The organism is Halomonas sp. PR-M31, from assembly GCF_001039575.1.
Lineage (GTDB): Bacteria > Pseudomonadota > Gammaproteobacteria > Pseudomonadales > Halomonadaceae > Modicisalibacter.
The window spans coordinates 19933-40129 of record NZ_JIBT01000035.1; the positions used below are offsets into that span (position 1 = coordinate 19933).

Consider the following 20197-nt stretch of genomic DNA (forward strand, 5'->3'; position numbering starts at 1 on the left):
GTTAGCATCGTTACCACGCGCGCAGGATTGGGCCTCGAAGCGCCGGAAGTACTGGTCGAAGTGCATCTCTCAAATGGGTTGCCCGGCCTGACCCTGGTAGGGCTGCCGGAAACCGCGGTGCGGGAAAGCCGTGAGCGGGTGCGCAGCGCCCTGCTCAATGCCGGATTCGATTTTCCCACCACCCGGCGCATCACTGTCAATCTGGCCCCGGCGGATCTACCTAAGGAGGGCGGGCGCTTCGATCTGCCCATCGCTCTGGGGATTCTGGTGGCCTCCGAACAGATACCCGTATCCGCGCTGGAAGGACTCGAATGCCTGGGCGAATTGGCTTTGGACGGGCGGCTGCGATCGATCAACGGCGCCTTGCCCGTTGCGCTGGCTACTCAGAAAGCCGGACGGCGATTGCTGCTGCCAGGGAGCAATGCCAATGAGGCCGCCCTGGCCGGCGATCTTGCGGTACTGCCCGCGGAGCACTTGGGTCAGGTGGTGGCGCATTTGCTCGGACACGACGTCATCCCACCTCACCGACTCGCTATACCGGCGTTACCGGATAGCACAAGCGAAGATCTTGCCGACGTGCGCGGTCAGTATCAGGCGCGCCGTGCGCTGGAAGTCGCGGCGGCAGGCGGGCACAATCTGCTGTTTGCTGGCCCACCCGGCACCGGCAAGACCATGCTGGCCAGCCGCTTGCCAGGCATTCTGCCGCCGCTCTCACATGAGGAGGCGCTCGAGGTTGCAGCAATCCGTTCGGTCTGTGGGCTGGGGTTGCTCGAACGTTGGGGAGAAAGACCCTTCCGTTCCCCGCATCATACTGCCAGCGGCGTGGCTTTGGTGGGCGGTGGCTCAAAACCAAGGCCCGGCGAGATTTCGCTGGCTCACCAGGGTGTACTTTTTCTTGATGAACTGCCCCAGTTCGATCGCAGCGTGCTGGAAGTGATGCGGGAACCGCTGGAATCCGGGCGCATTCATATTGCCCGAGCCAGCCACCAGCGCTGCTTTCCCGCAAACTTTCAACTGGTTGCGGCCATGAACCCCTGCCCTTGTGGTCATCTTGGCGATCCGCGCCAGGACTGCGTCTGTACCCAGACGCAGATACAGCGCTATCAGTCCCGACTATCCGGCCCCTTGCTCGATCGTATCGACCTGCAGGTGGAAGTGCCGGCGCTTCCGGCGGATCAGTTGACAGCGCCCACGACCGGCGAAAGCTCGGCGGTGGTGCGCGAACGCGTACTTGCCGCACGCCAGCGCCAACAAGCTCGAGGTGCGCTCAATGCACGCTTGCCAGGGCGGGAGCTGGAAGCGGTCTGCGCTCTTGGCAGTGACGAGCGCCTCTGGTTGGCGGATGTTCTGACCCGGCTCAAGCTTTCGGCCCGGGCCTATCACCGCGTGCTGCGGGTTGCACTGACCCTGGCGGACCTGGCGGACGAGTCGCGTCCCACTCGAGCACATCTGATGGAAGCCATAGGTTATCGACAGCTGGATCGTTTACGCGGTATTAGTGCAGCCTCAAAAACCCAAGAGAGTATTTGATGCTGTCACTGCTGAATGAAATGTCTCTGACGTTTGCTATTGGCCTGTTCCTGGTGTTTGCCGCCGTGATCGGCGTGGTCGGTACCCGTCTGGCGCATATCGTCGATGATCTGGCTGATCGTACCGGCCTCGGTGAGGCTATCGCTGGCGCCGTGTTGATGGGAATGGCAACCTCGCTTTCCGGCATCGTGCTGTCCGTGAGCGCGGCGCTGCGGGATCAGCCTGAGCTTGCCATGAGTAACGCCCTCGGCGGCATCGCGGTGCAGACCCTGTTTCTGACCGCGGCGGATATTGCCTACAAGCGCGCCAATCTTGAACATGCGGCGGCCTCTATCGGCAATCTCATGCAGGGGTCGCTGCTCTTGTGCATGCTGGCGCTGCTGCTGATTGGACGCTTCTCGCCGGAAGTCACGATCTGGAACGTTCATCCGATCACGCCGCTTCTGTTCATCGGCTATGTGTATGGGCTGCATCTGGTCGGCAAGGCCCAGGCCAATCCCATGTGGCGACCATCCCGCACTCGAGAAACCAAGGTCGACGAGCCGGATGAGCAGGCCCTGCAGCAGCCTTTGATCACGCTGTGGCTGATCTTCGCGCTATTGGCCGCGGTACTGGGGATTTCAGGCTTCGTGCTGGAGCGTAGCGCCTCGGTGATCGCCGAGCAGACAGGGCTCGGTCAGGCGGCGGTAGGGGTGTTGTTGACCTCCGTAGCCACTTCGCTACCCGAGCTTGTTACCACGATTGCCGCCGTGCGCCGTGGTGCCCTGACCCTGGCAGTGGCCGGTATCATTGGTGGCAACGCCTTCGATACGCTGTTTGCCGCGGCCTCGGACATCGCCTATCGTGGCGGTTCTATCTATCACGCGGTGCCGGACTCCGTCACCTTGTGGGTTGCCTTGTCGCTACTCATGACCGGGGTGTTGATCATGGGGCTGATACGCCGCGAGGAACAGGGGCCTGGACGTATCGGTTTCGAGAGTGTGGCGATCATCGCCTGCTATGTGGCCGGGGTGGTGATGGTGTTCTACAACGGCGGTTAGCAGGCAGGTGTTGCATGAAGCACCGCGAATTGGGCTCGCTCGGATCTTCAGAAAGCGCCTTGCAGGGCTTTTTCCAAGGCATTCAAGCGCTCCGGCTTCAGCGCATCTTCCAGAGTGCTGATGCGCAGCACATGGCCCAGCGCCGGGTGAGGCGGTCGATGAACCAGGGTGCCGGCGTCGAGCAGTTCGGCATGCACACAAGCGGCAAGATCCGCGCTTGGCATGCGCAGGGCGACAAAGTTGGTGGCGCTGTCCGGTACATCGCCGCCCAGCTCCCGTAGCCAGGCCGTCAGACGCTCTCGGCGATCGATGACGGCGGCAATATGGGCCTGAACCTCATCGGCATGGTCAAGCACCGTCTCCGCAGCCGCCTGGGCAAGGGACGATACGGCGTAGTGAATCCTTACTTTCTGCAGCATTTCAAGGCATTCAGGCGCGGCGATCGCGTAGCCGATACGCAGTCCGGCAAGGCCGTGGGCCTTGGAGAAGGTGCGTACTCGGATTACGCCGGGCCAGACCGCGGTGCTGCTGGGCGTCGAGGCGTCCGAACGAAAATCGAAATAGGCCTCGTCCAGCAGTAGCGTGCAATCTTCCGGCAGCGACTGGCGCAAGGCGGCAATGGCTTGATCCTCATGCAGATGACCGCCGGGATTATCCGGATTGGCCAGGTAAACCAGCCGAGCGTGATGGCGGTTGGCGGCTTTGGCCAAGGCGGCGAGATTCGGTGCCAGCACCCCTGGTCTGTTCTGATAAGGAACTTCCTGCAGGTCGCAGCCTTGGCCGACGGCAAAATAACCGAAGGTCGGGTAGGTGCCGGCACTGGCGATCACCACATTGTCTGGTTCGCATGTCGCCCTAAGCGCCAGAGCGATAAGGCTATCGGCGCCAGCATCCACCAGCAGCGTGTCTAGAGGAATATCCAGAAGCGTCGCCAGGCGTTGGCGTAGGCCAAACGCTTCCGCATCGCTGTAACTGCGTGCCAGCGTCGCCACTTCATCGCCAAAGCGCTGGGATAACGCCTGATGAGGCATGTCCAACCCTTCGTTGGACCCCAGTCGATGCGGTATTTCCCTGCCCAGTCGTCGTTCCAGCGCCTTGAGGCCGGGAAAAGGGTTGTGGGGCCCATCACGATAAAGGTGGCGTGCATAGCGGGGCATAATGACTCCTAAACGTGAAAGCTACAGCGCGCTGATATCCAGCGCACCATCGATGTCCCAGCGCCAGCGCGGTGTCGCACTACCGGGTCTGTATAGAGCCAGCTCCAGGCGATAGGGGCGTAGCTCGCGATCCGAGAGCGTCAGCACTGGCCCCTGGGCCAGCAAATGGGTTTTCAGCAGCCACTGGTTGTCCGGCGTCGAGGCATCCGCCATGGAAGGCACCCAGTTGAGCACCTGAGGCCCTTCATGCTGGGCCAGCAGAGCCCGGGTCAGGGTTTCACGAAAATATTCGGTGTCGACTTCCAGGCTCATGTCGATATCCGGTCGCGCCAAAAGCAGCACGATATCCTCCGCGGACCAGTCGGGTTTTTCGACGATGGTCTGGGCGGCACGCTCACCCAGGCCATATAGCGCCTGACGCTGGGGCGGGGTCTGGGGCGCGCTTGCGCAACCTGCAAGCATACCGATCAGTAATACACAGCATAGTGGTTTGGTCGTCATGGCGAGGCAGGGTGATGGGTTCCGGAAGAAGAGAAATGAGGTTCCTGTTCGATCCTGGTCAGGAAGTCGTTCAATTCAGCGAAAAGCGTTTCGCGAATGCTATCGGTTTCGTTGACCAGATGATGGCGTGCATCAGGGTGATAATGCACCTCTGCCGCGGGAAACTTGCCTTTCAGCACATCAAGATTCCATTGCCAGTCCACGGTCAGGTCCTGTTCTCCTTGCAGAATCAGTACCGGAACGTTGCTTGCGGGCAGCGCTAGCAGATGCGTCATCCAGCGGCGCATGGCACTGACCCAGCTCAAGGTGAGCCGATCCGTCTGAAGCGGATCGCTCTCTTTCAGGAATGCAACGAACTCCGTGTCCGTCGAGTTGGGCCGGTAGGTACGGGGGATGGAGCCGATGAAAGGACTTGCCAGCCAGTGCAGCCAGTTCGTTTGATTCCAGCCCCAAGGGCGCACGAGAGGCGCTAGCAGCACCAGCGCTTGCCAGGGCGCGTCCGTGCCTTGAGCCAGAGCATCCGTGGCTAGAATCGCAGCGCCAGTGCTTTGACCAATGCCGATCCAGGGCTTGGGTGCTAGATCCTCCAGCAGGAGATGGCGCTGCAAAGCCTGCAGACAAATGCCATACTCCTGAAAATCGTCGATGGTTGCCCGAGCGCCGCTGGACAGGCCATGGCCGGGAAGATCCCACAGCACGACCCGTAGGCCCCGGGCTAGCAGGCATTCCAGCAGGTGGCGATAAAGCCCCAGATGATCGAAATAGCCGTGCACGACGAAGGCCGTACCGTGAGGCTCCGGCGGCGACCATAGCTGCGTCCACAGGCGATACTGTTCAGTATCGACGAAGCCTGCATAAAAGCCCACACTGTCGCGCAGCAACGGTGTCAGCTGATAGTGATCAAGATAGTGAATCAATGACGAAGAGTGGGGTTCAGCAATGGAGGCCAAGGGGCCGAAGGCTTGCAATGGTGTGAAATCGATCATCGAGTGCTCCCTTTACGCCTCCATGCTAGCCTGAATTCATCACGAAAACGAAAGTCCTTCTACGTCATTGGTCAAGTGAAGCACACCTCAAGTTCGCTTTCAGGTAACATATGGGCGTCATTTTCATAGGCGTCTTTGTCATAACGAATTTGCCTATCGCTGGTTAGCAGGCGATAGCAGCGCAGCAGGAGTGTTTTTCATGTCTGACCGCATCTCCCGCCATCGTCTCCAGGTGGCCCCTGAACTCGATCGCTTCATCAGCGATGAAGCCCTGCCCGGTACCGGTGTGGACGCCGATACTTTCTGGACCGGCGTCGATGCTCTGATCCATGATTTGGCACCACGTAATCGTGAGCTCTTGGAAGAGCGCGAGCGTCTGCAGCAGGAGCTCGATACCTGGCATCGGGAAAATCCCGGTCCGGTTCGCGATCTGGCTGCCTATCGCGCCTTCCTAAAAAAGATCGGCTATCTGGTGGATGCCCCCGCCAAGGTCGAAGCAAGCACCGCCAACGTGGACGATGAGATCACGATTCAGGCGGGGCCGCAGCTCGTCGTTCCGGTCAGCAACGCCCGCTACGCGCTGAATGCCGCCAATGCCCGTTGGGGCAGCTTGTACGATGCTCTTTATGGCACCGATGCCATCAGCGAAGAAGACGGTGCGGAAATTGGCAGTGACTACAATCCCAAGCGGGGCGCCAAGGTCATCGCCTATGCCCGTAACGTGCTCGATCAGGCGGCGCCGCTTTCCAGCGCGTCTCATCGCGATGCGGTGCGCTACATGCTGCGCGATGGTCAGCTTGTCGTTACCCTGGAAGATGGCCGTGAAACCGGGCTCGAGCGCCCGGATCAGCTAATCGGCTATCAGGGGGATGCTGACAAGCCTGACGCGATCCTGCTGACCCAGCACGGTCTGCATCTGGAGCTTCAGTTCGATGCTGAGCATCCCATTGGCAAGACCGATGCGGCGCACCTCAAGGACATTCTAATCGAGGCCGCCATTACCACTATCATGGACTGCGAAGATTCCGTGGCAGCGGTAGACGCCGAAGACAAGGTGGGTGTGTATCGCAACTGGCTGGGGTTGATGCGAGGCGATCTGGAGCAAAAGATCGATAAGGGCGACAAGAGCCATACCCGCCGCCTGAATGAGGATCGTCACTACCTGCGCCCAGACGGCAGCGAGCTTGACTTGCCCGGGCGTTCGCTAATGTTCGTGCGTAACGTTGGTCATTTGATGACCAATCCTGCCATTCTCGACGAAGCGGGTAATGAAGTGCCGGAAGGGTTGCTCGACGGCATCCTTACCAGTCTGATCGCCATGCACGATCTGAAGAAGACGCGCATATTGGGAGGGGACGGTCAGGTCCAGGGCCAGACGCATAATAGCCGCACCGGCTCGGTCTATATCGTCAAGCCCAAGATGCATGGCCCCAAGGAAGTCGCCTTCTCCAACACGCTGTTCGAGGGGATCGAAGATCTGCTGAGTCTGCCGCGCAACACCCTCAAGATGGGCATCATGGACGAGGAGCGACGCACGTCCGTCAACCTCAAAGCGTGTATCAACGAGGCCGCGAGCCGGGTCGTATTCATCAATACCGGCTTCCTGGATCGCACCGGGGACGAAATGCACAGCACCATGGAAGCCGGTCCCATGCTGCGCAAGGGCGATATGAAAGGGGCAGCCTGGATCGGTGCCTATGAGCGTAACAACGTCCTGGTCGGTCTTGACTGTGGCCTGCGAGGCCGCGCTCAGATTGGCAAGGGCATGTGGGCGATGCCGGGTTTGATGGCCGCCATGCTCGAGCAGAAGATCGGTCATCCGAAGGCCGGGGCGAACACCGCCTGGGTACCGTCACCGACCGCAGCGGTGCTGCATGCCTTGCATTATCATCAGATCGATGTCAACGCCGTGCAGCATGAGCTGAAAGATCAGGGCGCGGTCGATCTGCTCGATGACCTGCTCACCATACCGGTGGTCGAGAAGGCCGACTGGTCCGCAGAAGAAATTCAACAGGAACTCGACAACAACTGCCAGGGTATCCTTGGCTATGTGGTGCGCTGGGTGGAGCACGGGGTAGGCTGTTCCAAGGTGCCGGACATTCACGACGTAGGCTTGATGGAAGACCGGGCTACGCTGCGTATTTCCAGCCAGCACATCGCCAACTGGCTCTATCATGGGGTGATCAGCGAAGATCAGGTCAGAAAGACGCTGGAGCGCATGGCCCAGGTGGTCGACAAGCAGAACGAAGGCGATCCGGCCTACACGCCGATGACGTCGCATCTGAAGGATTCAACCGCTTTCCAGGCGGCATCGGATCTGATCTTCAAGGGTCGCGAACAGCCTTCCGGCTATACCGAACCGCTACTGCACTATTGGCGAGCGGTGGAGAAGGCCAAGTAAACTCAGCGCATCGCATATTGCGTCGTATAAACAAAAGGCTTCGCCCAACTCGGCGAAGCCTTTTGCATGTAGATGACAACGTTTTGCAGGGTCAGGACGACGTCTTTTTGTCATCTCCCTTTTCTTTCTCGTCGGCATCATTTTGTCGGTCACAGGACTGCTCTTGTTTGTTTTCATCCGGATCGCAGCCAAACCAGTTCTCTTCCGGTTTGGCTTTGCCGCCCGGTGCCTGCTTGGCGCCGTCTTCCACCGGGGTCGGCTCTTCTAACGCCTGCTTCATCTTCTTGGTGTCTTCCGTGGGCGCTGGCTTTGACGTATTGGACGATGAATCTTCCTGGGCCTGAACTGACAGGCTCAGTAGTGAAACAAGAGCTAGGATGGCTATAGTGCTTGAAAATCGAATCATAAATTTCAGATGTCCGTGTTTTTTGTGAGGATAATTGAGTATAGCCGAGCTCGTGTGAACGAATGAACAAGGCATTGCGTTGATTCGAGGCAAGGTTGTTTCATGGCGCAAGGCTGTGCCGGGCCCACCGGTTACGCTATCGTGACGGCCTGAGTTCGTATTGCGTGGAGAGCGTTGATGACCGTGATGACCGCCGCCGCCATCGAGGATTTTCTGGATGAGGTCTTTCCTCATCGTCAGGGCACCATTGAAGGCGTGCATGAGATGCGGGCCACCATGAGCCTGGCCATCGAGGACGAGCATCTACGACCCGGTGCCTGTGTTTCCGGACCAAGCATGATGGGATTGGCGGATGTGTGCCTGTATGTGGCGATACTGGCTCAGATCGGCCCCGAGCCCATGGCGGTGACCACGGATCTCAACTGTCATTTTCTGCGCCGCGCTCGAGGCGATCGCGATTTGATCGCCAATGCGCGGGTAATCAAGCTAGGGCGGCGCTTGGCAGTAGGTGAGGTCGAGCTGTTTTCGGCAGGGGATGACGATCCGGTTGCCATCGTGACGGCGACCTATGTGCTACCTGATCAAGACGAAAATTAGCGCTCACCGCTTTGCTTATGCTGATTTCGCCAGGCAGTGATGGCAAGCATCAACCAGCCCGCCAGGAACAGGACGCCGCCGATGGGAGTGATCATGCCCAGCGCGCGAATGCCGGTCAAAGTCATCAGGTACAGCGAGCCGGAAAACAACAGTATGCCCGCCCCCCATAGCCCCATGATAAGTTTCTGGCCGCGTAACGGCTGCTGCTGACGCCAGATCAGCACTGCAAGAATCGCCAGGGTATGCCAGGCCTGATAGCGCACTCCTGTCTCGAAAGCTGCCAGCAAGCGTTCGCTCACATGCCCTTCCAGGCCGTGAGCGCCGAAGCGCCGGCCATCACCAAAATGAAACCACTTAGCGCGGTGATGACCCAGACAAGGCGCTCTTGCATAGCGTAATTCCTCCTTCTTTTTCCGTGAATGTCCATTCTGGGTTCATCAACCAAGCGCCCGTCAATAAAAACATTTTATTGACGGTGTTTCGCGCTGCCGTTCCCGCCGCTATCCTTTGGGCCGGGCCCAAGAAATAGTCAGGAGAATAATGCCATGGAAGCTCTTTTCTCATTCATCGAGCCATTGCGTGATGGTATCTATGCGGTCATGAACCCGGTGAGCGATTTCATCTGGAGCTACATCCTGGTGTATCTGCTGCTGGGTACCGGGCTTTTCTTCACTGTCATGACCCGAGGCATGCAGTTCAGGCTATTCGGACACATGGCCAAGGTGACCTTTACCGCTCGGGGAGCCGGTGAAGGGGTAAGCGGCTTTCAGGCCTTTGCCACGTCGCTTGCGGCACGCCTGGGCACCGGCAATCTGGCTGGGGTAGCTCTTGCACTATGGATCGGTGGGCCCGGGGCTATTTTCTGGATGTGGATTACGGCGCTGGTGGGGTTTGCCACCGCGTTCATCGAGTCGGCCCTGGCACAGCTTTATAAGCACGACAACGAAGACGGCGTATTTCGTGGCGGCCCAGCCTATTACATCGAGCGGGGCCTGGGCTGGCGCTGGCTGGGTGCGCTGTTTGCGGTCTTCTTGATCATCGCCTACGGGCTTGCCTTCAATGCGGCCCAGTCCAATACCATCGCCCAGGCGATGAACGGTGCCTTTGGCGTGCCCAACTGGATCACCGGATTGGTATTGGTGGTGCTGGTGGCGATCGTCATCTTCGGTGGCCTGAAATCCGTGGCGCGAGTCGCGGAAAAGATCGTGCCGGGTATGGCCATTGCCTATCTGCTGGTGGCACTGTGGATTCTGATCACCAACATCACCGCCGTGCCGGACATGCTGGCGTTGATCGTCAAAAGCGCCTTCGGCTACGGCCCGGCGGTCGGCGGCGCGGTGGGCTATTCGATCAAGGTGGCCATGGAGAACGGCATCAAGCGCGGTCTGTTCTCCAACGAGGCCGGCATGGGCTCGGCCCCCAACGCCGCCGCTCAGGCCAGCGTCAAGCATCCCGCCGCCCAGGGGCTGGTACAGTCCTTTGGGGTGTTCGTGGATACGCTCTTGATCTGCAGCTGCACCGCAGTGGTGATCCTGATGTCCGGGGTTTATGACACCCTGCTCAGCAATTCACCCGGCGCTTCCATTGAGGGTATCAAGCTGACCCAGGACGCCATGGTCGATCATCTTGGCTACTTTGGTGAAGTCTTCATTGCCATCATCATCTTGTTCTTTGCCTATACCTCGGTGCTGGCCAACTATTCCTTCTCCGCGGTCAACATCGAGTATCTGTTTCGCGGCCATGCGCGCAAAGCCGACTATACGCTGCGCTGTGTCGTTCTGATCATGGTGATGATCGGGGCGGTGGCACAGCTGACCTTCGTATGGAACTTTGCCGATCTTTCCATGGGATTGATGGCCACTACCAACCTGATCGCTATCTTGTTGCTCTCTTCAACCGGCCTGCGGTTGCTCAAAGACTATGAGCGCCAGCGCCGGGAAGGAAACGACGAGCCGGTCTTTGATCCCAAGGTGATGAAGAAACCCGAGCTGGTCGACTCGAACGTTTGGCCGCCGAACCAGAAAAGTGCCGACAGCAAGGTTTGACGCTACACTAGCGCCCGCAATTTAGCGGGCGCGTCTGGTGCAAATTCATCCATCTGCAGTCTGTGCGGAGGTCGTCATGCAAATTCAGCTCAACGGTGAGCCTCAAGCGTTCGAAGGCGGGTCCACGGTCAGCGAGCTGATCGAATCTCTTGGTCTTGCGGGTCGGCGCATTGCCGTCGAGGTCAATGAAGAGATCGTGCCCCGCAGTCAGCATGCCGCGCTCAACCTGAGCGACGGCGATCGTGTTGAAATCGTTCATGCTATTGGCGGCGGTTGAGCGCCGTCATATCACGGGGGGCATCATGTCCGTACAAACAATCGATCAGCCCTGGCATGTCGCCGGGCGCAAGTTCACCTCGCGTTTGCTGGTGGGGACCGGGCGCTACAAGGATTACGACGAGGCCAAGGCCGCCATCGCCGCCAGCGGCACCGAGGTGGTGACCTTTGCCGTACGTCGTACCAATCTTGGCCAGGACGCGAACGAGCCGAGTCTGCTCGAGGCCATCCCGCCGGAGCGTTATACCCTGCTGCCTAATACCGCCGGCTGCTACAACGCACGAGAAGCGGTGCGCACCTGCAAGTTGGCTCGTGAGCTGCTCGATGGTCACAATCTGGTCAAGCTCGAAGTGCTGGCCGAGGACAGCACCCTCTATCCTAACGTGGTGGAGACCTTGAAGGCCGCGGAAGAACTAATTCGCGATGGCTTCGATGTCATGGCCTATACCAGCGACGATCCGATCGTGGCCAAGGAGCTCGAGAAGATCGGCTGCTGCGCGGTCATGCCGCTGGGCTCCTTGATAGGCTCCGGCAATGGCCTGCTCAATCCGCACACCCTGGCCATCATTCTCGAGAATGCGGAGGTGCCGATTCTGGTGGATGCGGGTATCGGGACCGCCTCGGACGCGGCCCTGGCCATGGAAATGGGCTGCTCCGGCGTGCTGATGAATTCCGCAATCGCCCATTCTCGCCAGCCCATCGTCATGGCCGGGGCCATGAAGAAAGCCATCGAGGCGGGGCGAGAGGCGTTTCTCGCCGGTCGCATGCCACGCCGGCAGCGTGCCGAGGCGTCATCTCCTATGGCTGGGCGTATCAATGCTTGAGCCAGAAGAGCGTTCCATGAATGAAGAGGCGCAGGCCGCCGACGATCCGAACCCGCGACCGAAGCGGGGCGTAAAGAGCTATGTGTTGCGCGCCGGGCGCATGACCGCCGCCCAGACCCGCGGCCTGGAAGAGGCCTGGCCGCGTTGGGGGCTGAGCGTCGAGGAAGGGCGGCAGGATCTGGATAGACTCTTTGGTCGCTCAGGAAACCCACGGATCGTGGAGATTGGTTTCGGCATGGGAAGTTCCTTGATCGAACAGGCCGAAGCGCATCCCGACACGGATTTCATCGGTATCGAGGTGCATGCACCCGGGGTCGGCAAGCTGCTCGACGAGGCGGATAAGCGCGGCCTGACCAATCTTCGGGTATATCGCGACGATGCGCTGGAAGTGTTGTCCCGCTGCTTGCCAGAGACCAGCCTGGATGCGGTGCAACTGTTCTTCCCCGATCCCTGGCCGAAGAAGAAGCATCATAAGCGACGCATCGTTCAGCCGACCTTTACCGAGCTGGTGCGCACACGACTGAAAGTTGGCGGTGTGCTGCATATGGCAACGGACTGGGAAGCCTACGCGGAGTACATGGCGGAGGTAATGGAACGTGCCCCGAGCTATCGCAATACCGCCGAGGCACAGACGGCTCCTTATGTATCACGGCCCGAATTCCGCCCATTGACCAAGTTCGAAGCCCGAGGTGAGCGGCTTGGCCATGGCGTCTGGGATTTGATTTTCGCTCGAGCGACATAAGCCTCGGGTGCCGTGGCTTCGCGTCGAGGCGCACGAATGTTGGCGCCACTGCGGTTGTGTGGGCGAGCGCGCAGCGTCTGCAGCACGCCTAGGGCCACCACCGCCATACCCGCAAGCCCCAGCAGTCCGGGCAGCTCGCCGAACATCAGCGCCGCCCAGCCCATGGTCACTGCCGGCGTCAGGTAGATCAGCGTCGAGAGCCGTGTCACTCCGAAGTGCGAAAGCCCCTTCACGAAAAAGCCGTAACCGCCGAAACTCGCCAGAATCACCAGGAAAGCGATGATCAAGGCATTGTTCAGGGTCGGTGTCGGTGGCGCCAGATCACCGCCCTCGTAAAGCCCGGCGGCGACAAAGAACAGGACGGTGGTGGTGGCCAGCTGCACGGTCAGACGCGCCGGCAGGGACAGGCTGCGCTCGCCGGGCCTAGGCGTCATCAGACTGCCCAGGGTCACCGCGCCCACCGCCAATACCGGCAGTAGATAGGCCCAGGGCGTTGCGCCGCCCATGCCCTGGGCATCGTCCAGCACGCAAAGACCGGCGCCCAGGGTCGCCACCAACATGCCCAGCCACTGAGCGCGGGAGCTCATCTCGCGCAGCCACAGGGCGGCCAGCGCCGCTGCGAAAAGAGGCTGAAGGGCGCCGATCAGTGCTGCCACTCCTGCGCTCACACCCTGCTGAATGCCCAGTAACATGGCCAGCAGATAGACCCCCATGGTCAGGCTGCCGCACGTTGCTTCCCGAGTCAGGGCGCGCCAGCCGACGGTTTCGCCGCCATGACGCAGCGTGTTGAACAGCCACCACAGGCCTGCCAATACCGTCGCCAGGGCAAAACGCCAGGCATAGAGTGCCACCGGTGGCGTGTCCACTCCCACCGCCAGACGGCTACCGACAAAGCCACTGCTCCAGCACAGCACAAACCCGATGGCCACGACGGCACTGGTCAATGGCCACTTGATGGACGGTGTCGGCAAGGCGAGATGCCGCTCGCGCCGATAAGTGTCTGACATGAACAGCCTCCCTCGCTGATGAATGATGGCGAGGCAAGTCTGGACCTTATAAAGTGTTCAAGAAATCGACATTTATTAGAGGGAGCCTTCAATATGTCTGAAGTCTCGTTAGGCGCGTTGGATCTTGAGTCATTGCGCAGTTTCGTGATCGTGACCCAGCAAGGCACCTTGGCCGCAGCGGCGGATCAGCGCCACCGTACCGTCAGTGCCATCAGCATGCAGATCAAGCGTCTGGAAGAGCGCTTGGGCACGCGGTTATTGATTCGTGGTGCTCGTGGCGTCAGCCCCACTCCTACCGGGGAAACATTGCTGCGTGAGGCACGAGAGCTTTTGCGTCAGCATGACAATTTGCTTGCGCGTTTTACCGGACGTGGTCTAAGCGGCAAAGTGCGTTTCGGATTGCCGGAAGACTACGCCCGCGAACTGGTAGGACAGGTACTTCCGGAGTTTCTGGCAACCCACCCGGATGTATTGCTCGAGGCGGTCACCGCGACCAGCGGCGAGCTTACCCATCTGCTCGAGCGCGGCGAGCTGGCCTTGGCGGTATTGCTCGATCGCCAGAATCGCTTGCGGGGAGGCGAGCCCATGTGGCGTACCGCACCGGTATGGGCCGCCGCCCGGGAGGCGCGGATCGATGTCGAACAGCCCTTGCCGCTGGCCCTGCATCCGGTGAATTGCCCCTACCGCGCCCTTGGGCTCGAAGCGCTGGAAGCAGTGGGGCGCTCCTGGTATGCCGTGTTCACCTGTACCAGCATTCACGCCCTGGAGACGGCAGTGGAGGCCGGGCTTGCCATCGGTATTCTCGATCGTCAGCGTCTGACCCCGGCGATGCGGGTACTGGATGAAAGCGACAGCCTGCCACCATTGATCGGCGGCGAAGCCAAGCTCTATTTCGGGCGTCATATTGCTAAGGACTCGCGGCCCGCCGTCGAAGCTCTGGCGGCGCTGCTACGAGAGCGCTTTCACCAGCGCGCACCCTGGCCCGGTGAGCGGGCGGACAATAGCGCCTTTGCCATTCGGGGTGGCGCCTCAGGGGACCGGCGTAATTGATCCTTATCACTACACTGTGATCAAGAGCAGCCTGATGGCAGGATTCAGGTTTATAGGATAAAAAAGCATCCTGGCGGGCGACCATAAGACGGTGTGATCAAGAGCAGCTTGATGACAGGATTCAGGCTTATGGAATAAAAAAAGGTCGCCCGGGTGGGCGACCATAAGACCGTGACTAGCTTGATGAGGAGATAACCATGACAGGGAAATCGATACTTGATCAGCCTTCTCTGCTATGGAAAGTGGCGTCTGGCGAACGCCACACCGTCAAGATAATCATTCTCATTTGATGCGTCAAGAGAAATGCGAATCTTTTTTATTTACTTTGGAATTACCCCGCCAGGGTCAGCCATAGGGGCAGAGTAAGCATTGCCAGCAAGGTCTGACCGGTGATCAACGCCGCCATCAATTCCGCATCGCCGCCAAGCTGTCGCGCCAGGATGTAGGCCGAGGTTGCCGTAGGCAGGGCAGCGAACAGCAGGGCGATATCACGACTGACTGGATCGAGACCGAGTACCAGGGAGAGGGCCAGTACCAAGGCGGGCATCAACATCAATTTGGTCAGATTGGCGGTCCATACACCTGCATCCAGGCGCATCAGTGCCTGAGGACGAAGCGCTACGCCCACGGTCACAAGGCCCAATGGCAAGGCGGCACGCCCCAGTAGCGAGACGGTCTTTTCGCTCCAGCCAGGAAGGCCAATCCCGCTGAGGTTCAAGGCAATGCCCCCAAGACAGGCCAGTATCAACGGATTGCGTAAAAGCGCCGACAGACTCTTGGTAACACTCGACGGCCCGAGGGTACCTGCAGCGACGAAGCTTGCTACACAAAGCACATTGACCACCGGCACCATCAGAGCCACCGCAACCGCCGCTGTCGTTGCGCCGGCGTTGCCGTGCAGAGCGGCTGCCCCAGCGACGCCAACATAGGTATTGAAACGTAGCGCTCCTTGAAAAACCGAGGTGAAGGCGGCGGCATCGAGGTCGAGCCGAGCGCGCAAGATCCACAGCAGAGCGGCGAACATGGCCATGCTGCCCAGCAGCGTCACCCCTAAGCGCGCCGTGGGCACCTGGGACACATCCGTCGTCGCCAGGGTTGCCAACAGCATGGCGGGGAAGAGTACAAAATAGATCAGGCGTTCGAGGTGTGGCCAGAAGGCGTCGCCGGGCCAGCGGCGCCAGCCGAAAATCGCACCGAGCAGTATCAATAGAAACAGCGGGCCAAGGGCGTCGTCGATGGCGCTCATGATATCGCCTTGCTATCCATCGCTCTGTTATTCAGTGCGCTGACAGCACTGCCCTGCGACATCGGGGCATGCACTTCATGGCGACAAGGACTGATAAGATCGATTTTCATTCAATGATCCAGGATTCTTGTTATTACCATGCACCATCGTATCGATGATCGCGTGCACTTTCCGCTGCGGCAGGTGTTGATGATCGCCACGCTGATCATCATTGCCTTTGCCACCTGGTATGTTCTCGACGAGACGCTACGCAGCAGCGGCAAGGATATCGCATGGTACCCAGCCAAGACATCCTGTGACCTTCATCGCAGTGGTTGTGATGTTCAACTGGGCGAGCATGGTAAATTGCGTTTGGCACTGGAACGCAACAAGATTGTACCTCTGGAGCCGCTGGCCATCGATGTACGACTACAGGATATCGAGGCCGAGCGTGTCCTGGTGGAATTCGAGGGACGTGGTATGGACATGGGGCTCAATCGATTCGTGCTTGAAGCCATTGGCGACGGGCATTTTCGTGGGCTCGGTCAGTTTGGGGTCTGCACGCGTGAGGTCATGCCCTGGCGCATCAGAGTGCTGATCGAGGGTGCTAAGGGACGACGCCTGGGAAGCTGGTTCGATATCGAAATACAGCGGAGGTCGGGATGAGCAGGATGAGTCGAGGGCAGCGCCTGGGCATGGCACTGAGTGCCGTTGCACTGATCATCGCACTCACGCTGATCTGGTTACAGCGACTGAACGAAGACGGCTACGAAACGCCGAGCGGAGGGCCGATCACTCTGGCATCCACCCAAGGCGAGTTCTCATTAAGCGATCTCGAGGACGATCAGGTGGCAGTGCTGGCGTTTGGCTATACCCATTGCCCGGATGTCTGCCCATTGAGCCTTTCGGTCATGCGTCAAACCTTGGCGCGTCTTGATGAAAGCGAGCGCAAACGTGTGGTGCCGGTGATGATTTCGGTGGACCCGGAGCGGGACGATATCGAACGCCTGAAAGAGTACATGGGCTTTTTTGGATCAGACTTCATTGGCGCCACCGGCAACCAGGAGCAGCTAGAGGACATTGCCGAGCGCTACGGCGTGTTCTGGCGCAAGGTGGATGCCGGGGATTCGGCAATGGGGTATACCGTCGATCATAGTGCATCGCTGTTCATCATCGACAACGAGGGCGACATACTCAAGCAGGTCGTCTATTCACCGGTGCCCCAAGCGTTGACCAGTGCCCTGGAACAGGTATTCAGCGAAAGCTGACTGTACGACGTTGCCTAACTTGGTTATCAACTCAATTGACGCCAACGCCTGAGACATGATCCACCATTGCCTTTAGCGCCTGAACCTGCTGGCCCTGACGGCTGTCGTAGGGTGCATCGCGCTGCCAGCTGCTCTCGCCGTATCCCCACCAGTCCCAGCAGCCTTTCGGATTGGCCAGGCTGGGTTTCGCCTGGGGATAAAGCACGACGAGACGATTTTCCGCCGCCCACTCGTTGAGTCCGGAATGACGCACGAAGGTTTCACCGATCTGCTCTGCACTCATGGAGCACCCATGCAAGGCAACGGTCAGGGCACAGGGCGCACCCTCCTCGCAGGTCTTGGGAACGAATACATAGCCCGTGTCGGCTAATCCACCATCGTAGAATGTCGTCTGATCGAACCGCATCAGCATGCCGCGGCCATCGCCTTTGGGCGGTTGCACGCGCTCTTCATAGAGCCACTTCAGTGCCTGCCCGGCCCCATCGAAATCGCAGTTCAACAGATGCGGGCTGCCCCCTTCGGTGCAGGGCGCAGGATCGATGGTTTGTGCCGTGCTGGCCGAAACAGGCAAGCCATGGCCTGCCATCCCATCACTGACGCGCTTGAGCTGCGTGTCCGGCTCTGCAAGCCAGCTGCGATACTGATTCGCCAGCACCTCGACCAGTTGAGGGTCGACGACGCTATCCTGTTCGCCAGACCACAGATAAACGCGCTGTTTGGCAAGCGCGTCCATTGGACCCACCTGGTCGTCTTCCAGGTATGCATCATGGCGATCTTGCAGCTCATCCAGCTCAGGTAAGCCCAGGCGAGTGCTCATGCACTGCGTCAGCGCCAGTGCCAGTGCGCCTTGAGCGCAGCCCCAAGGACCGGCGGCAAACACCGCCAATCCCGAGAACTGCTCCGGCCAGGCCACTGCAAGCTGGGTGGCCATATAACCGCCGGAGGAAACCCCGATCACGCTGATGGCGTCGATATCGAACGCCGAAAGCGGTGAAGGCTCTTCCTCTGAGCCCTGCTCAAGGCTTTGCGCCAGTGCTGGCACCGTCGTCAGCGCCAGCACGAACGCTGCTAGTGCTTTCATCAACACTTATTCGCCGCTGTCTTGAGAGTCGGCCTCGTCATCGTTGTCGGCGTTATCGTTTTGCATGACGTCAAGCAGCTCGACCTTGAAGGTCAGGGTTTCGTTGGGTCCGATGGGACCACCGGTGCCTGCCTGTCCATAGGCCAGATCCGCAGGCAAATAGATCATCCAGGTATCGCCGGCATTCATCATTTGCAAGGCTTCCTGCCAGCCTTCGATGACCTGATCGACCTGGAATTCGACCGGCTCGCCGCGCTGATAGGAGCTGTCGAAAACGGTACCGTCGAGCAGTTTGCCTTCGTAGTTCACCTTGACGGTGTCCTTGGCATTCGGTGTCGCGCCATCGCCGGATTCAAGCTCCTTGTACTGCAGACCCGAATCAGTGACCTTGACGCCTTCCTTTTCGGCATTCTCAGCGAGGAACGCTTCACCCTCGACGCGATTGGCTTCGGCGGCTTTCTGTGCCTCTTCCTGCTGCTGCGCCATTTTCTGCTGCTGGAATTGAGTAAGCGCTTCGGCCATTTCCTCGTCGCTCATCTGAAGCTCATCACCCGCGTAAATATCTTTGATTGCCTGAGAAAAGGCGTCGACATCGAGATCTTCGATGTCTTGAGAAAGACTCTGGCCCAGGGTTACGCCGATGCTGTAGCTGAGTTTTTCCTGCTCGCTCTCAGGCGCTGCGAGCACCAGCGGCGCGGCGCCAAGAGCAACGGTTAAGGCAGCGGCGGTCACCAATGTTTTCATGAAGGCTCCTTGGAATTCTTGAGTAATATGCAATGAGATGTGCGATGAATGAGAGTGTATCGACACTTCAAGGTATAACAATCAGTCCACTGCGACTCTAACAGGGCGGCCGGAGTTCCGCATCCAGGCAATTGGCACGCCCATTTCGATAAGTGTGTCGCAACGAGTAGGCGAGCATCGTTCTTGTTGCAAACGGTGGCTTGCTTGACATCAGGCACGCTTTGCTCTTCTCTGAAAATACCTCAACAAAAAAGGGAACTGCGATGAAATTACGTAATCTTGTCTTCAGCATCACGGCGATTAGTCTTGCAGGCGTGGCCTCTTCGGCCAATGCCGACACCTGGCGTTTTGGCCTCGAAGAGATCGAAGGTAGCGTACAGCACGGCTACGCCGAAGAGTTCAAGAAGAGGATCGAAGAGAAGAGCGACGGCGATGTCACCGTCGAGATATTGCCTTACGGCAAATGGGGATCGGATTACTCGACGCTCTACGATGCGATTCAAAGTGGTTCCATTCCCTTGAGCTTTGGCTCGGGTTTTCTCGGCGGCACCGTACCGGAAAGTCAGTTGATGAGCCTGAACTTCATCATGCCGGCAGATGAGCTCGAAACCGCCAAGATCTTGAACTCCGATGCCTTCATGAAAAGCGATGGGTGGCAGCAGGCATATCGCAATCGTGGCCTGGTGCCCCTGGCCGCTGTGCCGGAGGGTTATCAGGTATGGACCGCCAATCGTGAAATTCATACCCCGGATGACATGGAGAATTTACAGATCCGTGTAATGGACAACAGCCTGCTGCGCAAGACCTATCAGGCCTACGGGGCGTCGCCCATCACCATCTCTTATGGCGAGCTTTACAGCGCGCTTCAGCAGGGTCAGGCGGATGGCAACATCCAGCCGGTGTTCGCTCATGAGGAGATGGGATTCTACGAAGTTCAGGATTACATGATCTTCGCCAAGCAGGCGCAGTTCGTGGGTAATGTCATCGCCAATCAGGATTGGTACGAGGATCTGTCGGACGAGCAGCGCCAGATGATCGATGAAACTACCGACGAAATGGTTCAGGTCGGTCACGATATCCAGTCCGAACTCAACGAAACGCGTCTGGACACGATCAAGGAAAAAGGCAACATCGAGATCATCGAGCTCAGCGAAGAAGAGCGTGATCAGTTCCGTAAGCTGGCCGAGCCGGTGCGTCAGACCTTTATCGACGATGTTGGTGACCTTGGCGAGCAGGCGCTCAATGCCTTGCTCGAACAGGTGGAGTCCAGCAAATCACAATAACCTAGCCTGATTTTTCAAAGATGAACAAATGGGC

At 59.0% G+C, this 20197-nt stretch carries 21 protein-coding genes; 12 read left to right on the forward strand and 9 right to left on the reverse strand.

Annotated features, from left to right (window positions below; translation table 11 throughout):
* Window positions 1-6: 6 nt before the first annotated feature.
* Both CH74_RS10625 and CH74_RS10630 read left to right on the forward strand, forming a co-directional pair.
* Window positions 7-1530: a YifB family Mg chelatase-like AAA ATPase gene (locus CH74_RS10625; protein ID WP_048307430.1), complete on the forward strand. Its 1524-nt coding sequence runs from the start codon at window positions 7-9 to the stop codon at window positions 1528-1530.
* Window positions 1530-2570, forward strand: coding sequence for a sodium:calcium antiporter (locus tag CH74_RS10630; protein ID WP_048307431.1), 1041 nt, complete (start codon window positions 1530-1532; stop codon window positions 2568-2570). Before CH74_RS10625 ends, CH74_RS10630 begins: the two co-directional genes overlap by 1 nt.
* Before the next feature lie 47 nt (window positions 2571-2617).
* Here CH74_RS10630 and CH74_RS10635 read toward each other — a convergent pair whose 3' ends face one another.
* From CH74_RS10635 to CH74_RS10645, 3 genes are read right to left on the reverse strand one after another with little or no spacing between them, the layout of a single operon-like run.
* Window positions 2618-3727: a histidinol-phosphate transaminase gene (locus CH74_RS10635; RefSeq protein ID WP_048307432.1), complete on the reverse strand. Its 1110-nt coding sequence runs from the start codon at window positions 3725-3727 to the stop codon at window positions 2618-2620.
* A 21-nt stretch (window positions 3728-3748) separates the two neighbouring features.
* Window positions 3749-4228, reverse strand: a complete 480-nt coding sequence (locus CH74_RS10640) for a hypothetical protein (protein ID WP_048307433.1) — start codon at window positions 4226-4228, stop codon at window positions 3749-3751.
* Window positions 4225-5214, reverse strand: coding sequence for an alpha/beta hydrolase (locus CH74_RS10645; protein ID WP_048307434.1), 990 nt, complete (start codon window positions 5212-5214; stop codon window positions 4225-4227). Before CH74_RS10645 ends, CH74_RS10640 begins: the two co-directional genes overlap by 4 nt.
* A 199-nt stretch (window positions 5215-5413) precedes the next feature.
* Here CH74_RS10645 and CH74_RS10650 point away from each other — a divergent pair, with 199 nt between their 5' ends.
* The gene (locus CH74_RS10650; protein WP_048307435.1) at window positions 5414-7615 is read left to right on the forward strand and encodes a malate synthase G; all 2202 of its coding nucleotides are present in this window, start codon (window positions 5414-5416) and stop codon (window positions 7613-7615) included.
* A 91-nt stretch (window positions 7616-7706) separates the two neighbouring features.
* Here the strand turns inward: CH74_RS10650 and CH74_RS18655 are convergent, their stop codons facing one another.
* The gene (locus tag CH74_RS18655; protein ID WP_172656329.1) at window positions 7707-8021 is read right to left on the reverse strand and encodes a hypothetical protein; all 315 of its coding nucleotides are present in this window, start codon (window positions 8019-8021) and stop codon (window positions 7707-7709) included.
* Window positions 8022-8198: 177 nt separating this feature from the next.
* Between CH74_RS18655 and CH74_RS10660 the strand changes: the two genes are divergently transcribed.
* Window positions 8199-8618, forward strand: coding sequence for a PaaI family thioesterase (locus CH74_RS10660; protein ID WP_048307437.1), 420 nt, complete (start codon window positions 8199-8201; stop codon window positions 8616-8618).
* Here the strand turns inward: CH74_RS10660 and CH74_RS10665 are convergent.
* A complete protein-coding gene (locus tag CH74_RS10665; RefSeq protein WP_367379112.1) occupies window positions 8615-8917 on the reverse strand; it encodes a DUF423 domain-containing protein in 303 nt (100 codons plus the stop codon). The genes CH74_RS10660 and CH74_RS10665 overlap by 4 nt on opposite strands.
* A 246-nt stretch (window positions 8918-9163) precedes the next feature.
* Here CH74_RS10665 and CH74_RS10670 point away from each other — a divergent pair, with 246 nt between their 5' ends.
* The 4 genes from CH74_RS10670 to trmB all read left to right on the forward strand — a co-directional run bounded on the left by CH74_RS10670 (window position 9164) and on the right by trmB (window position 12505).
* On the forward strand, window positions 9164-10663 hold the full coding sequence (locus CH74_RS10670) for a sodium:alanine symporter family protein (protein WP_048307438.1): 1500 nt from the start codon (window positions 9164-9166) through the stop codon (window positions 10661-10663).
* A 76-nt stretch (window positions 10664-10739) separates the two neighbouring features.
* Window positions 10740-10940: a sulfur carrier protein ThiS gene (gene thiS / locus CH74_RS10675; RefSeq protein WP_048307439.1), complete on the forward strand. Its 201-nt coding sequence runs from the start codon at window positions 10740-10742 to the stop codon at window positions 10938-10940.
* A 25-nt stretch (window positions 10941-10965) separates the two neighbouring features.
* Complete coding sequence (locus tag CH74_RS10680; RefSeq protein ID WP_048307503.1) at window positions 10966-11763, forward strand: thiazole synthase; 798 nt, start codon at window positions 10966-10968, stop codon at window positions 11761-11763.
* Between the two features lie 16 nt (window positions 11764-11779).
* On the forward strand, window positions 11780-12505 hold the full coding sequence (trmB, locus tag CH74_RS10685) for a tRNA (guanosine(46)-N7)-methyltransferase TrmB (protein ID WP_048307504.1): 726 nt from the start codon (window positions 11780-11782) through the stop codon (window positions 12503-12505).
* On the opposite strand, the gene CH74_RS10690 is transcribed toward trmB, so the two are convergent.
* Window positions 12403-13512, reverse strand: a complete 1110-nt coding sequence (locus CH74_RS10690; RefSeq protein ID WP_053070721.1) for a DMT family transporter — start codon at window positions 13510-13512, stop codon at window positions 12403-12405. The genes trmB and CH74_RS10690 overlap by 103 nt on opposite strands.
* Before the next feature lie 93 nt (window positions 13513-13605).
* Here CH74_RS10690 and CH74_RS10695 point away from each other — a divergent pair, with 93 nt between their 5' ends.
* On the forward strand, window positions 13606-14562 hold the full coding sequence (locus CH74_RS10695; RefSeq protein WP_082140388.1) for a LysR family transcriptional regulator: 957 nt from the start codon (window positions 13606-13608) through the stop codon (window positions 14560-14562).
* Window positions 14563-14893: 331 nt separating this feature from the next.
* Here the strand turns inward: CH74_RS10695 and CH74_RS10700 are convergent, their stop codons facing one another.
* Window positions 14894-15808: an AEC family transporter gene (locus CH74_RS10700; protein ID WP_048307440.1), complete on the reverse strand. Its 915-nt coding sequence runs from the start codon at window positions 15806-15808 to the stop codon at window positions 14894-14896.
* Between the two features lie 138 nt (window positions 15809-15946).
* Here CH74_RS10700 and CH74_RS10705 point away from each other — a divergent pair, with 138 nt between their 5' ends.
* Window positions 15947-16453 (forward strand): hypothetical protein, encoded by a 507-nt coding sequence (locus tag CH74_RS10705; protein WP_048307441.1) that lies wholly within the window; start codon window positions 15947-15949, stop codon window positions 16451-16453.
* 5 nt (window positions 16454-16458) lie between these two features.
* Window positions 16459-17055 (forward strand): SCO family protein, encoded by a 597-nt coding sequence (locus CH74_RS10710; protein WP_156181483.1) that lies wholly within the window; start codon window positions 16459-16461, stop codon window positions 17053-17055.
* Window positions 17056-17086: 31 nt separating this feature from the next.
* Here CH74_RS10710 and CH74_RS10715 read toward each other — a convergent pair whose 3' ends face one another.
* The gene (locus tag CH74_RS10715) at window positions 17087-18136 is read right to left on the reverse strand and encodes a PHB depolymerase family esterase (protein WP_048307507.1); all 1050 of its coding nucleotides are present in this window, start codon (window positions 18134-18136) and stop codon (window positions 17087-17089) included.
* Between the two features lie 6 nt (window positions 18137-18142).
* A complete protein-coding gene (locus CH74_RS10720; protein ID WP_048307443.1) occupies window positions 18143-18880 on the reverse strand; it encodes an FKBP-type peptidyl-prolyl cis-trans isomerase in 738 nt (245 codons plus the stop codon).
* A 263-nt stretch (window positions 18881-19143) separates the two neighbouring features.
* On the opposite strand from CH74_RS10720, the gene dctP reads away from it, so the two are divergent.
* Window positions 19144-20163 (forward strand): TRAP transporter substrate-binding protein DctP, encoded by a 1020-nt coding sequence (gene dctP, locus CH74_RS10725; protein ID WP_048307444.1) that lies wholly within the window; start codon window positions 19144-19146, stop codon window positions 20161-20163.
* Window positions 20164-20197: the final 34 nt, after the last annotated feature.